This is a genomic window from Streptomyces prunicolor, assembly GCF_045162825.1.
In the GTDB taxonomy this organism is placed as follows: Bacteria; Actinomycetota; Actinomycetes; order Streptomycetales; family Streptomycetaceae; genus Streptomyces; species Streptomyces prunicolor.
In genome coordinates, this window is record NZ_CP108676.1 from 6,607,532 (window position 1) to 6,621,607 (window position 14,076).

Below are 14,076 nucleotides of genomic sequence, written 5' to 3' on the forward strand. Positions count from 1 at the left end.
GCTCATTGGATGCTCTCTACGCTGATTTCCATGACCGAGGACAACGTAGAGAAATTCATGATCGGTGACGTCGAAGTCGTCCGAGTCGTCGAGTGGGCGCAGCCCTACGCCCCCGCCCGCACCCTCGTCCCGGACCTGCCACCCGGCGTCTGGCAGGACCTCCGCGAGACGCTCGCGCCCGACCACTGGGAACCCGAGACCGACCGCGTGGTGGTGGCGCTCCAGACGTGGGTGGTGCGCAGCGCCGGGCGGACCGTGCTCGTGGACACCGGGGTCGGCAACGGGCGGGAACGGCCCGGAAATCCGCTGTTCCACATGAGTCAGGGCGACCTCCCGGGGCGGCTGGCGCGGGCCGGCGTCCGGCCCGAGGAGGTCGACGTCGTCGTCAACACGCACATCCACGGTGACCACGTCGGCTGGAACACCCATGACGTGGACGGGAGTTGGGCGCCGATGTTTCCGAACGCGCGGTATCTCCTCCCCGCCGCCGACGACTTCCACTTCGGGCCCGAGAACAACTTCGGCGGTGCGGTACGACCCGACGACCGCCTGACCTACGAGGACAGCGTCGCGCCCGTGCACCGTGCCGGGCTGGCGACCCTGTGGGACGGCACGTACCGCGTCGACGAGCAGCTGACGTTGGAGTCCGCGCCCGGGCACACCCCGGGGTCGTCCGTCCTGCGGGTCGCCTCCGGCGGTGAACGGGCGGTGTTCGTAGGGGACTTGTTGCACAGCCCGGTCCAGATTCCGCATCCCGAGTGCAGCAGCTGCTTCTGTCTCGATCCCCGGCAGGCCGCGGACAGTCGTCGGCGCGTCCTCGAACGGGCCGCTGATGAGCGGGAGTTGGTGATTCCGGCGCACTTCGGCGGCACCGGTGTCGCGGAGGTTCGGCGGGAGGGTGGCAGGCTCGTGCTCGGGTAGCAGGACGCGCGTCGACAAGGCCGTACCCGGCACGGTACTGATGGTGCATGAGCGAAGTCGGCGAACAGGTGCGCGACAAACGTCTGGTCGGCGGTCGCTACCGGCTGCTCGAACGGATCGGCTCCGGCGGCATGGGCACCGTATGGCGGGCGTACGACGAACTCGTGGACCGCGAAGTCGCCGTGAAACAACCGCGGTTGCCCGGTGACCCGGAGGACGAGGAGTTCCAGCGCGCCGCCCACCGGCTCTACCGCGAGGCCCGCGCCGCGGCCCGGGTCGACCATCCCTCCGCCGTAGCCATCCACGATGTCGTCATCGAGGACGAACTCCCGTGGATCGTCATGGAGTTGGTACGCGGGGAGTCCCTGCACGAGCTGCTCAAGCGCGGCCCCCTCACCCCCGCCGACGCCGCGCGCATCGGCCGCGCCGTCCTCGGTGCCCTGAGCGCCGCGCACGCCGTGGGGATCGTGCACCGGGACGTGAAACCCGCCAACGTCCTGCTGGGCCCACATGACCGCGTCGTCCTCACCGACTTCGGCATCGCGCACATCCAGGGGGAGGAATTCCTCACCGTCAGCGGGGAGTTCGTGGGCTCCCTGGAGTTCATCGCCCCCGAGCGCATGTCGGGCACCGGCACCGGCCCGGCCTCCGACCTGTGGTCCCTGGGTGTACTGCTGTACGCGGCCGTCGAAGGGGCATCTCCCTTTCGCCGTACGACTGTTGAGTCCACCCTCGGCGCGATCCTCGCCGGCGAACCACCCGAGCCGACCCGGGCGGGGCCTCTCGGGCCGCTGGTCGTACGGATGTTGGCGCGGGACCCGGAGGAACGGCCGGGGGCGGAGGAGGTCGGCGCGGTACTGGAGGCGGTGGCCGCGGGGAAGGACGTACCGGAGCCGGCGGTCACGGTTCAGGACACGGAGCCCGAAGCGCCTGAAGAGGCGGCCACCGTCCGCGACGCCGTACCGGAACCCGAACCCGAACCCAGGCCCAAGTCCCGTCCCCGGCGCGCCCTTCTCACCCTCGGGGTACTCCTCCTGGCAGGCCTCGTCCTCGGCACCGTCCTGGAGAGATTCCTCGGCAAGGACTCGGACTCCTGGACCGCCCACCAGCGGGACGGTATGAGCGCGGTCCTCTTCCTCCCGCCCCAGTACCAGCTTCTGGAGACACAGGCGGCAGCCGGCAGCCGCACGGTCACCTACGGCGCCGGCGCCCTCCGCGTCCGCCTCACCGAATGGGACAAGGCCGCCGACTCGCCCCTCGCCGAAGCGCACACCCTGGGCCGGGGCACGTCCAACCCGCAGTACACCCGCACCGGCTTCCGCGGAAACAAGGACGCGGTCCTCGCCGACACCACCTACGCACAGTCGGGCGTCCCCACCCGCGCGATGGCCCTGATCGTCCGCACCGCCGATCAGCGCATGTACGAGCTGCGCGTGGACATGCCCAAGGGCACACCGGCGGAGAAGAAGGGCACCGCGCTCTTCAAGGGCGCCCGTGCCCGGCTCACCCTCCCGGAAAAGTGATCCGGTGGCGATCCTGCGGTGATCATCCCCGTACAACGCCCTGATCAGCACATTCGTTGCCAGTGATCACTGGCGCGGTGTGTGTGCTCGGTGAATCCCGATTACCGACGGGTACCCAAACCTCCCGTCGCGGCATACCCTGCCGCACATGACGGACTCGCAGGCCCCGGAAAAGACCGGTACGGAAACGACGACCGGCACGAACCCCCTCGCGCCGGTCCCCACAGGCGCCCGTACCGCCGCCGATGTGGTCACCCCGGAGCTGGTCGCCCAGCTCACGAAGGGTGTGGTCGGCTCCGGCCGGACCGCCAACCACTCGCCGTTCACCGGTGAGAAGCTCGCCGACCTGCCCGAGTCCACACCCGAGGACGTGGCGAAGGCCTTCGACGCGGCCCGCGCCGCGCAGGCGCTGTGGGCGCAGACGCCGGTACGGCAGCGCGCGGCCGTGCTGCTCCGCTTCCACGATCTCGTCCTCGCCCGCCAGGCCGAGGTCCTCGACCTGATCCAGCTGGAGACCGGCAAGGCGCGGCTGCACGCGCACGAGGAGGTGCAGGCCGTCGCCGTCGCGGCCCGCCACTACGGCCGCAAGGCCCCCGCCTACCTCAAGCCGAAGCGGCACACCGGCGCCGTCCCGACCCTCACCAAGGTCACCGAACTCCGGCATCCGCGCGGGGTGGTTGGGCAGATCGCCCCCTGGAACTATCCGTTCGAACTCTCCGTCGGCGACGCCCTCCCGGCCTTCGCGGCGGGCAACGCGGTCGTGATGAAGCCGGACACCGAGACCTGCCTGACCGCCCTGTGGGCCCGTGACCTCCTCATCGAGGCGGGCCTGCCGGCCGAGGTCTTCCAGGTCGTCCTCGGCGAGGGCCCGGTCGTCGGCCCCGAGGTCGTGAAGCACGCCGACTACGTCTCCTTCACCGGCTCCACCCGCACCGGCCGCGAGGTCGCGCAGGCCGCCGCCGCACGCCTGATCGGCGTCTCCCTCGAACTCGGCGGCAAGAACGCCATGGTGGTCCTGGAGGACGCCGACATCGACAAGGCGGCGGCGGGCGCGGTCCGCGCCTGCTTCTCCTCCGCCGGCCAACTCTGCGTCTCCATCGAGCGGTTGTACGTCCACGAGTCGATCGCCGACACCTTCCTGGACCGCTTCGCCGCCCGCACCAAGGCGATGCGCCTCGGCACGTCGCTGGCGTACGGCGCGGACATGGGATCGCTGGCGGGGGAGCGGCAGTTGGAGTCGGTCACCCGACACGTGGACGAGGCGGTCGCCAAGGGCGCCAAGCTGGTGGCCGGTGGCGTCGCCCGCCCGGACATCGGCCCGTACTTCTTCGAGCCCACCATCCTCGACGGCGTCGAGGCCCCCATGACCGTCTGCGCCGAGGAGACCTTCGGCCCGGTCGTCTCCGTGTACCGCTTCAAGACGGACGACGAGGTGGTGGAAGAGGCCAACTCCACGCCGTACGGCCTCAATTCCTCGGTCTGGACGAAGAACGGCAGCCGGGGCCGTGCGATCGCCGCCCGCCTCCGCACCGGCACGGTCAACGTCAACGAGGGCTACGCCTCCGCCTACGGCAGCGTCCAGTCCCCGATGGGCGGCATGAAGGACTCCGGCCTCGGCCGCCGCCACGGCTCCGAGGGCATCCTCAAGTACACGGAGGCCCAAACGGTCGCGCAGCAGCGGCTGTTGCCGATGGCTCCCTCGCTGGGAATGACCGACGAGGCGTACGCCCAGTTCATGAGCAGGAGTCTCCGGGCGATGAAGGCATTCCGGCTGCGCTGAGTTACCTAGGGGCGCGGGGAACTGCGCGAGCAACCACGATCCACCCGCACGCGAAACTCAACGAGGAGAACCCGTGCCCCAGGACACCTACGACTACGACGTCCTAGTCGTCGGATCAGGCTTCGGCGGCTCGGTAACCGCCCTACGCCTCACGGAAAAGGGTTACAACGTCGGCGTGTTGGAAGCAGGCCGCCGCTTCACCCCGTCGACGCTCCCCAAAAACTCCTGGGACCTCAAGAACTACCTCTGGGCCCCCAAGCTCAACATGTACGGCATCCAACGCATCCACCTCCTCGGCAACGTCATGGTCCTCGCCGGCGCAGGCGTAGGCGGCGGCTCCCTCAACTACGCCAACACCCTCTACGTCCCGCCGAAGCCCTTCTTCGAAGACCCCCAGTGGCGCGAAATCACCGACTGGGAAGAGGAGTTGACCCCGTACTACGACCAGGCCCGCCGCATGCTCGGCGTACGCCTCAACCCGACGATGACCCCGTCGGACGTACACCTGAAGGCCGCGGCCCAGCGAATGGGCGTGGGCGACACCTTCCACATGGCCCCCGTCGGCGTCTTCTTCGGCGACGGCAAGGACGCCGAGGGAACCACGAAGGCACGCCCCGGCGAACAGGCCGCCGACCCGTACTTCGGCGGCGCGGGCCCGACCCGCAAGGCCTGCACCGAATGCGGCGAGTGCATGACGGGCTGCCGCCACGGCGCCAAGAACACCCTGAACGAGAACTACCTCTACCTCGCCGAGAAGGCGGGCGCGAAGGTCCACCCGATGACGACGGTCGTGTCGGTCACCGACGACTCGCAGGGCGGCTACGCGATCGCCACGCTGCCGACCGACGCGCGCCGCACGTCGAAGGGCCGTACCTTCAAAGCCCGCCGGGTCGTCCTCGCCGCCGGCACCTACGGCACCCAGACCCTCCTGCACCGTATGAAGGCGGGCGGCCAACTGCCGTACCTCTCCGAGAAGTTGGGTGAGCTGACCCGCACCAACTCGGAGGCGCTGGTCGGCGCGCAGACGACCGGCCGCCGTTACCGCAAGGCGACCGGCACCCGGCAGGTCGACTTCACGCGCGGAGTCGCCATCACGTCCTCGATCCACCCGGACGAGAACACCCACATCGAGCCGGTCCGCTACGGCAAGGGTTCCAACTCGATGGGCGGCCTCTCGATCCTCCAAGTCCCGTACGCGGAGGGCTCGTCGAGGGCGCTGGGCTGGCTCGCGAACGCGGCCAGGCATCCTCTCCTCGTCCTGCGCTCCCTCTCCAACCGCCGTTGGTCGGAGCGGACCATCATCGGCCTGGTGATGCAGTCGCTGGACAACTCCCTGACGACGTACCTGAAACCGGACGGCGTGGGGAAAGGGCTGTTGACGGCCCGTCAGGGACACGGCGCCCCCAACCCCAAGCAGATCAGGGCGGCTTCGGAGGGCGCGGCGGCGATCGCGGCCGAGATCAACGGATTCGCGGGCTCGAACGTCGGCGAACTGATGGGCACCCCGCTCACCGCCCACTTCCTCGGCGGCTGCCCCATCGGCGCCTCCCGCGAGAGCGGCGTGATCGACCCGTACCACCGCCTCTACGGCCACGCCGGCATCTCGGTCGTCGACGGCTCGGCGGTCTCCGCGAACCTCGGCGTCAACCCGTCCCTCACCATCACGGCGCAGGCCGAGCGCGCGATGTCGTACTGGCCCAACAAGGGCGAGCCGGACCCGCGCCCGGAGCAAGGGCTGTCGTACGAACGCCTGAAGCCGGTGGAGCCGCGTCAACCGGCGGTCCCCGAGGGCGCGTTCGGCGCGCTGAAGCTGCCGTTCCTGGGGATGCCGACGGTGCGGACGAAGCCGTAGCAAGGCATTCGACAGCAACGCTTCAGTACAAGCAGAAGGACCTGCGCCCCCCTCCGAGCGCAGGTCCTTCCTTGTGCGGCGAGCTACGTGTTACGCGCTCTCTCCGGTCTTGCGCCGGCGCACCATGACCACCGCGGCGGCACCCGCGACGACCGCGGCACCGCCCACGAGGCCGATGACCGGCAGTGCGGAACTGGAGCCGGTCTCGGCGAGGTTGCCGGTGGCCTCGTTGACCGCGCCCTGCGGCTTCAGGTCCTCGTCGGCGCCCGAGGGCTTCTTGCCGTTCGGCGTGGCGTCGCCGACGTCACCCGTGCTGCTGCCCGCGGCGAGCACGGAGAAGTCGTAGTAGTCGCCGTTGCCGTAGCAGGACTTGCCCTTGCCCGCGTACACCGCCTGGCTCAGGGCGAACGACGAGCCCGCCGGCGCCTCGCGCTTGATCTGCACGCGGAGGTCGAGCGTGGTCGAGGACTTCTTCTCCAGGGTGGGAAGGACCGCGACGATGCTCCCGGACAGCGTGGTCTTGTCGTTCCCGGAACCGACGGTCTGCTGGTAGGAGTCGGTCCACTTGCCGTCCTGCTTCAGCTGGATGTCGGCCAGGTTCAGGTACAGCGAGGAGTCCTCGCTGGTGTCGTCGCTGTACTCGGTGAGCGCGTTGATCCAGACGTTGCTGAGGTCCTTGTCCGAGCCGTTCTTCACCACGAACTTGAAGGTGTGCCAGCCGGAACCGGCGACGATCTTGTTCGGCAGCCCGGTGATCGACGCGGTGAGCTTCTCGTCCACGTCGAAGGTCTTGCAGTCCGCGTACGGGTCCCAGTCGTCGGCGGGCTTGGTCGGCGACGCGGAGGGGGTGGGCGACGAACTCCCGGTCGGGGTGCCCGTCGAGGCCGGGGTGCTGTCGTCCGCCGCGGGCGTGCTGTCGTCCGCGGCCGGAGTGCTGTCATCGGCTGCCGGGGTGCTGTCGTCCGCGGCGGGCGTGCTGTCCTCGGCTGCCGGGGTGCTGTCCTCGGCGGCCGGCGTGCCGTCCTCGGCCGCCGGGCTGCTGGACGAAGTGTCCGGGGAGTCGGCGAACGCCGCCGGCGCGGACAGCAGGGCGAGCGGAGCGATGACGGCCGTCGCGGCCGCCGCGGCCATGGCACGGCGAAGCTTCATGAAGTCCTCAAGAAGTCCGGTGTGCTGCGGCAGCGCAGCACACTGGGCGGAGGGCTCCGCGTGTGGGGCGCGGGTGTGGCCCTTGGTTATGCAGGTGAGACCCGTTGAACCTGCGAACGGTTGTGCCCATCCTCACGGGATTTTTATGTGGGCTGTGTCACACCCAAGTTCTTCTTGTGAACAGGCTTTCGGAACGTCTAGAACTTGGGGACGTGTCTGAGAAGCCTGCCGAGGAACCGTCCTCGCACCCGGAGATCCCCGACGATGTCTGGGAACAGTTCGCCCGCGACACGGAGCGCGAGATCCGCGCCTCCGCGCCGAAGGAACCGTCCGCCCGCGCCCGTGAGGTGACCGAGCGGCTGAAGCAGAGCGACGACAGCAAGGGGACGAGGAAGGGTAAGGGCAAGGGCAAGCGTCAGGAGCCCGAGGGCTGGCGGACCGGCCCCGCCTGGCAGGAGATGAACGGGCGGGCCCAGCGCAAGCGCCGCTGGCGGGCCGCCCTGGGTGTCCCGCTCGCGATAGCCGTCGCCGTGGTCGCGATGAAGCCGTCGCTCATCCCCGGCGACCCGTTCGGCAAGGGTGATCAGGGTGACGGCAGCAGTCCCGACGCCGCCGCGGCCTCCCCGCTCGCGCCGGAGACCGCGGCCCCGACCGCCGCGCCCTCCGCCGTGGACCCCGAAACCCCCACCCTGGACCGGCCGTTCGCCGGTTCACCCGCGCTGAACTGGGCCGACGGCGCGGCCGGCATCGTCCTGCCGAAGGCGACGGCCATCGGCGCGCTCTCGAAGGAACGGGTCCAACTCGCCCTCCAGCAGGCCGAGAAGTTCCTCGTCGCCGCCAACCTCGACCCGAAGGTGATCGCCGGCGCCCGTCCGACCGCCGCGCTCGCGGTGCTGGACCCCCAACAGCCGGGCATGTTCGACGAGTTGAACACGTCCCTGAAGACCCCGGCCAAGGCCCACGACCCCCTGATGTTCTTCAGCCGCTTCGATCCCAAGGGCGTACGGCTCGTCGGTGACGTCGTGAAGACCCGCGGCCGTATCACCTTCAAGAAGAGCAAGCACTCCGGCGTCGAGATCCACGCCGACTACACCTTCGTCTACCCGGTGTCCCGCACCGACGGCTCCACCGAGGTCACCCGCACCATCGTGCGCCGCGAGATCGACCTCGAACTCCTCGACCCCGCCCGCTACCAGGTCACCCCCGGCCGCCTCAGCGTCGTCAACTACGACGCGGACTTCGGCAACAGCGCCTGCGACGTCTACGACGGCTACTTCCACCCCGCCTTCTCCTCGGACTCCGCGTCGGACGAGCCCACGGGCGCCGCACCGTCGGGCCCGACGACAGACCCGTACGACCGCAGCAAGGACATCAGCGCGGGCGAGAACGAGTCCTGCGGGACAGTGAGCCGGACGTGAGGGCTGGTGAGCTGGCGCTGCCTACCGGCTGACGGGCAAACGGGTTGATGGGCAAGCGAGTTGGAGTGCAGGTGAGTTGACGGGCAAGCGAAGGGCCCCGCGGGACGGAGCCGCGGGGCCCTTCTCCGTCAGCACCGGCGTCAGGGCAGCGCCGGTGCCTGGGGAGCGGCGCCGGGGGGTTGCGCCGCTGTGTGAAGTTGTCCGAAGTGCACCGGGTAGGCGCCCCGGCGCACATGGGGCGCACGCTTGGTCTCGACCTTTGGCGATGGGACAGTGCACCGTGGTGCGATGCCCAATGCGATTGCGTGCATGGGGACTTGGGAGCCCGGGAGTGCTCGGAACACTCAGGGGCTTTCTACGCATCGTGCTGGATGGACGCGGCCTCCGCAACCGTTCGATCCGGCTTTGTGCATTTTTGCATTTTCCGCCGGGCGGCCCCGGGCGTCCCCGGAGCCGACCGTTCTCTTGGGTGACCGGGCTGCTGTCCCCTGCCGTCCGGTCACGACCCTGGAGCGAGGTCCCACGACGCACGGCACGATCCGTACGTCTCATCGCCCCAGCCGAGCCACGCGTGGTTCTTTCGGGCCCGCCCCTGGCTGGCGCGGACACCACCCCAACGAAGCGGTTCGCGGGGCGGTCACGCGCCGTACGGGTGAGAGCGGCCCGAACTCAGATACGACCGGCCTCAGATGCGACCCCGGGACAGTTCGAGCAGCGTCATGGCCAGGGAGGTACCGGGCTTGCCCAGCGCGGCACTGTAGTGGCTGAGGATCTCGTTCTCCCGGGTCAGGCTCACCCGCCGCCCGCCGGAGGCGATCCGCGCGTCCTGGACGACGGCGGACACGGCGACCCGTTCCTGGATCAGACCGATGATCCGGTCGTCCAGGGCGTCGATGCGGTCACGGGCGTCGGCGATGGTCTGCTCGGGCGTGGTGGCGGTCTGCTCGGGTGTGCTGGTGGTCATAAGGGTCTCCTCGTCGGGAACGGCCACCCCGGTCCGACAACCCCCGGAGAACGACAGGCGCCCCGGGCCTTGTCGGCCCGGGGCGCCTGGAAAGTCGCTTGTCAGTAACTCAAGCAGCTCGACCATGGCAGCCGGCGGGCCGGTTGCCATAGGTAAAGAGGAAGGTCGGGTGCGTGAGCATGGGGGGAGTATGGCACAGAGTTTTTTGAGGGCGCCCGACGGTACCGGGGGAGCCGGCGGAGTTGGGCGGGGTGGGGCGGAGCCCCCAGGGACGACCAGGTGTCCCACCCGAGCCCCGTTAGAATCGGTACCCAAGACCCCCGCCCAACCGCCGGAAGGCCCCCGTGTCAGCAGCGACCCCCGCCCCCGACACCGTCCTGGTCGTCGACTTCGGCGCGCAGTACGCCCAGCTCATCGCCCGCCGCGTCCGCGAGGCCCGGGTCTACAGCGAGATCGTGCCGAGCACCATGCCGGTCGCCGAGATGCTCGCCAAGAACCCGGCGGCGATCATCCTCTCCGGCGGCCCCTCGTCGGTGTACGCGGAGGGCGCCCCCCGCCTGGACCGCGAACTCTTCGACGCCGGCGTCCCCGTCTTCGGCATGTGCTACGGCTTCCAGCTGATGGCCACGACCCTCGGCGGCACCGTCGACAACACGGGCGCCCGCGAGTACGGCCGTACGGAACTGCACGTCTCCAAGTCGTCCTCCACCCTCTTCGAAGGCACCCCGGACGAGCAGTCGGTGTGGATGTCGCACGGCGACGCCTGCTCCGCAGCCCCCGAGGGCTTCACGGTCACCGCGTCCACGGACGTCGTCCCGGTCGCCGCCTTCGAGAACGACGAGAAGAAGCTCTACGGCGTCCAGTACCACCCCGAGGTCATGCACTCCACGCACGGCCAGCAGGTCCTGGAGCACTTCCTCTACCGCGGCGCGGGCCTCACCCCGAACTGGACCACCGGCAACGTCATCGACGAGCAGGTCGCCCTCATCCGCGAGCAGGTCGGCGACAAGCGCGCCATCTGCGGTCTGTCCGGCGGCGTCGACTCCGCCGTAGCGGCCGCGCTCGTCCAGAAGGCCATCGGCTCCCAGCTGACCTGCGTCTACGTCGACCACGGCCTGATGCGCAAGGGCGAGACCGAGCAGGTCGAGAAGGACTTCGTGGCCGCGACCGGCGTACAGCTGAAGGTCGTGGACGCGGAGGAGCGCTTCCTCACCGCGCTCGCCGGGGTCTCCGACCCGGAGCAGAAGCGGAAGATCATCGGCCGCGAGTTCATCCGCGTCTTCGAGCAGGCGCAGGCCGAGATCATCGCGGACGCGGGCCCCGAGGTCGCGTTCCTGGTGCAGGGCACGCTCTACCCGGACGTCGTCGAGTCCGGCGGCGGCACCGGCACCGCCAACATCAAGTCCCACCACAACGTCGGCGGCCTCCCCGAAGACCTCGAATTCCAGCTCATCGAGCCCCTCCGCAAGCTGTTCAAGGACGAGGTCCGGATGGTCGGCCAGGAGCTCGGCCTCCCGGACGAGATCGTCCAGCGCCAGCCCTTCCCCGGCCCCGGCCTCGGCATCCGCATCGTCGGCGAGGTCACCAAGGACCGCCTCGACCTGCTCCGCGAGGCCGACGCGATCGCCCGCGAGGAACTGACCGCGGCCGGCCTCGACCGCGACATCTGGCAGTGCCCGGTAGTCCTCCTCGCCGACGTCCGCAGCGTCGGCGTCCAGGGCGACGGCCGCACCTACGGCCACCCGATCGTCCTGCGCCCGGTCTCCTCCGAGGACGCCATGACCGCCGACTGGTCGCGCCTGCCGTACGACGTCCTCGCGAAGATCTCCACCCGCATCACGAACGAGGTCGCCGACGTCAACCGGGTCGTCCTCGACATCACGTCGAAGCCGCCGGGCACCATCGAGTGGGAGTAGGCCTTTCCTGAGGCTCAGGTCCGCTTGAGAGTGCGCACCGGTTCTCCGGGATGCCAGACCTGAGTGACGAGATACGTCTCGTCCTCGACGTAGGTCCGCACGACCTCCGTCAGCTCGGTGCGGAAGAGGTGGAACGGCTCCGGTGGTTCCACCTCTTTCCTGTACGCCCCCTTCACCCCGGCATCCGTCACCTCCACCGCCCGCCCGCCGACCCGCACATCCCCGCCACCCATCTCCGTACCCGCCCCCGGGTTCGCCTGCAGCGCGAACCGCGCATCGCGCCGCAGATCCAACGCCTTGAGCGAGTCGGGCATCATCCCGAACCACAACTCACCGTCCAGGAACCGCACTTCGAGCCCGCTCGTACGCGGCGACCCGTCCTTGCGCAGGGTCGCCAGGACGTGGTGGGTGAAGGCACCGAAGCGCTCCTCCACGGTCGCGGCGAGGTCGGGCTCCGCGGCGACGAATACCGCCCAGTTCGATGTCATACGGTCACTGTCCCGCCGATACCCGACATCCACTGTCCGGATTGGGGAACGCCGGGCACGCTTGGTGCCGCATCTTTACAGAACACCACTGCCCTTTTCGCCTCACTGACGGTAACTTCCGCCGGTAACCAGGAACCCAGTGCTGGAGGACCGATGCACGGGCCGACCCCGCCCTCCCCCCTGCCCACCGACCGGCTGCAGTTCGCCATGCCGCCGATGCACGAGTCGGTCGAGGACGAACGCCGGCACCGCAAGGAGCGGCTCGCGGGCGCCCTGCGCCTGTTCGGCCGGCTCGGCTTCGAGGACGGGGTCTCGGGGCACATCACCGCCCGTGACCCCGAGTTCAGCGACTGCTTCTGGGTCAACCCCTTCGGGATGCCCTTCCGGCACGTCACCGTGAGCGACCTGGTGCTGGCGAACTCGGACGGCCAGGTCCTCCAGGGCGGCCACCACGTCAACCAGGCCGCGTTCACCGTGCACTCCCAGGTCCACGCGGCCCGCCCGGACGTCGTCTCGGTCGCCCACTGCCACTCCGTGCACGGCCGCGCGCTCTCCGCCCTCGGCGACTTCCTCGACCCGATCAGCCAGGAGAGCTGCGCCTTCTACGAGGACCACGCGCTCTACGACGCCTTCAGCGGCGTCTCCGTCGACGCCGAGGAGGGCAAGCGGATCGCCGCCGGCCTCGGCTCGCGCAAGGCGCTCGTGCTGCGCAACCACGGACTGCTCACCGTGGGCGACTCGGTGGACGCGGCGGCCTGGTGGTTCCTGTCCATGGAACGCTCCTGCCAGGTCCAGCTCCTCGCGAAAGCGGCCGGCAGACCTCTCCTCATCGACCACAAACTCGCCGTCGCCACCCGCGAACAGACCGGCGGCGACCTCGTCGCGTGGATCAACTACCAGCCCCTGTGGCAGGACATCAGCCGCAGCGAGCCCGATCTCCTCAGCTGAGGCTCCTCCTACCGGAAACCCCGCAGCACGGCCGCCTTGGTCATCGTGAACTCCTCGTCCGTGAGCACCCCTTCCCGGTGCAGCTCGCCCAACTCCCGCAGCCTGCGCAGGAGTACGTCGTGATGGTCGGCCTGAGGCGGGACGGTGGCCGCCCGCCGGGGCCGGTCCGTGAACTCGCCGTTGTCGCGTTCGAGTTCCCGGGCCGACGGGTGCGGCAGCCGTGCCGTCACCGCCGTCGCCACCAGCGCGGTGAGCAGATCCCGGCGGGTGCTGCCCCACAGATCGAGGGCGTACGGGTCCTTCTCCGGCGGCAGCTTGGAGAACACCGTCTCGCGGGTCACGAACCGCATGAACCCGTCCTCGTAACCGGAGTTGGGCAACCACTCCACCTGGACCAGGTCCCCGACCGCGACGATGCGCGGCCCGGTCGCACGCTTGACGCGCTCGGAGGTGTCGGCCCAGTCGATGCGCACCTGGGCGCCGTCGAAGGACACCGTGCCGTCGGAGGAGCGGACGGAGACCGGGACCGGCGGGCCGGGCAGGAGATAGGCCTTGGTGGGTTCCTTGGGGATCTGGTCCAGGAGCAGCGCGTGCCGGATCTCCTCCGCCACGTACTCGGCGACCCCGGACCGGTCGATGTCCACGATCAGCCGGTACGGATCCGCCGGGTCCGGCAGCCGTCCGCCGGTCGCCTGCAGCAGCGGGTCGGCGCCCTCGCGCAGTCTCAGGCGCAGCCGGCCACGTTTGCGCTCGGGTTCGTAGACGACGCCCGCGACGGCTTCGAGGGGCACCGCGATCTCCCCGTACGTCTGCCGGAACAGTGGCACGGAGCGGTGAAGTCCCGGCGTGATACGGACCGTTGTGCCGTCGAAGGCCCAGGTCCCGTCGCGCTGGATGATCTCGGCCATACGCAAATTCTCGCAGCCGGGTCAACACGGCGGCGCTCACTTCACCCGCGCTGACCAGACCTGCCGGACGCGGGCCGTGTCCCGTAGGGCACAATCCGCTGTTGTCGTGCGGGAGTTGCAAGGCGGTGGCCAAAGGCTTCGGAGCCGGCCGCCGAACGTGAGGGCCCGGGGTCACGGGCCAAGGGGCATGGGGAAGGCAGGCGTCGGGC

General features: G+C 69.8%; 11 protein-coding genes. 7 read left to right on the plus strand and 4 right to left on the minus strand.

Features of this window, described 5'->3' with window-relative positions; genetic code table 11:
• Nucleotides 1–30 precede the first annotated feature (30 nt).
• The 4 genes from OG588_RS30465 to OG588_RS30480 all read left to right on the plus strand — a co-directional run bounded on the left by OG588_RS30465 (nt 31) and on the right by OG588_RS30480 (nt 6,076).
• The gene (locus tag OG588_RS30465; protein ID WP_405950046.1) at nt 31–921 is read left to right on the plus strand and encodes an MBL fold metallo-hydrolase; all 891 of its coding nucleotides are present in this window, start codon (nt 31–33) and stop codon (nt 919–921) included.
• A gap of 47 nt (nt 922–968) precedes the next feature.
• Nucleotides 969–2,444 (plus strand): serine/threonine-protein kinase, encoded by a 1,476-nt coding sequence (locus OG588_RS30470; RefSeq protein WP_405950047.1) that lies wholly within the window; start codon nt 969–971, stop codon nt 2,442–2,444.
• Between the two features lie 148 nt (nt 2,445–2,592).
• A complete protein-coding gene (locus tag OG588_RS30475; RefSeq protein ID WP_405950048.1) occupies nt 2,593–4,224 on the plus strand; it encodes a succinic semialdehyde dehydrogenase in 1,632 nt (543 codons plus the stop codon).
• Nucleotides 4,225–4,297: 73 nt separating this feature from the next.
• A complete protein-coding gene (locus OG588_RS30480) occupies nt 4,298–6,076 on the plus strand; it encodes a GMC oxidoreductase (RefSeq protein ID WP_405950049.1) in 1,779 nt (592 codons plus the stop codon).
• A 90-nt stretch (nt 6,077–6,166) separates the two neighbouring features.
• Here OG588_RS30480 and OG588_RS30485 read toward each other — a convergent pair whose 3' ends face one another.
• Complete coding sequence (locus OG588_RS30485) at nt 6,167–7,225, minus strand: LAETG motif-containing sortase-dependent surface protein (RefSeq protein WP_405950050.1); 1,059 nt, start codon at nt 7,223–7,225, stop codon at nt 6,167–6,169.
• Nucleotides 7,226–7,437: 212 nt separating this feature from the next.
• On the opposite strand from OG588_RS30485, the gene OG588_RS30490 reads away from it, so the two are divergent.
• Nucleotides 7,438–8,643 (plus strand): hypothetical protein, encoded by a 1,206-nt coding sequence (locus tag OG588_RS30490; RefSeq protein ID WP_405950051.1) that lies wholly within the window; start codon nt 7,438–7,440, stop codon nt 8,641–8,643.
• A 685-nt stretch (nt 8,644–9,328) separates the two neighbouring features.
• Here the strand turns inward: OG588_RS30490 and OG588_RS30495 are convergent.
• Nucleotides 9,329–9,607: a chorismate mutase gene (locus OG588_RS30495; protein ID WP_405950052.1), complete on the minus strand. Its 279-nt coding sequence runs from the start codon at nt 9,605–9,607 to the stop codon at nt 9,329–9,331.
• A gap of 344 nt (nt 9,608–9,951) precedes the next feature.
• Between OG588_RS30495 and guaA the strand changes: the two genes are divergently transcribed.
• Nucleotides 9,952–11,523: a glutamine-hydrolyzing GMP synthase gene (guaA, locus tag OG588_RS30500; protein WP_366095471.1), complete on the plus strand. Its 1,572-nt coding sequence runs from the start codon at nt 9,952–9,954 to the stop codon at nt 11,521–11,523.
• A 14-nt stretch (nt 11,524–11,537) separates the two neighbouring features.
• On the opposite strand, the gene OG588_RS30505 is transcribed toward guaA, so the two are convergent.
• The gene (locus tag OG588_RS30505; protein WP_405950053.1) at nt 11,538–12,011 is read right to left on the minus strand and encodes a pyridoxamine 5'-phosphate oxidase family protein; all 474 of its coding nucleotides are present in this window, start codon (nt 12,009–12,011) and stop codon (nt 11,538–11,540) included.
• Nucleotides 12,012–12,164: 153 nt separating this feature from the next.
• On the opposite strand from OG588_RS30505, the gene OG588_RS30510 reads away from it, so the two are divergent.
• Nucleotides 12,165–12,959 carry a class II aldolase/adducin family protein gene (locus OG588_RS30510; protein ID WP_405950054.1) on the plus strand — a complete coding sequence of 265 codons (795 nt, stop codon included), beginning with the start codon at nt 12,165–12,167 and terminating at the stop codon, nt 12,957–12,959.
• Between the two features lie 8 nt (nt 12,960–12,967).
• On the opposite strand, the gene OG588_RS30515 is transcribed toward OG588_RS30510, so the two are convergent.
• On the minus strand, nt 12,968–13,867 hold the full coding sequence (locus OG588_RS30515) for a DUF4429 domain-containing protein (protein ID WP_405950055.1): 900 nt from the start codon (nt 13,865–13,867) through the stop codon (nt 12,968–12,970).
• Nucleotides 13,868–14,076: the final 209 nt, after the last annotated feature.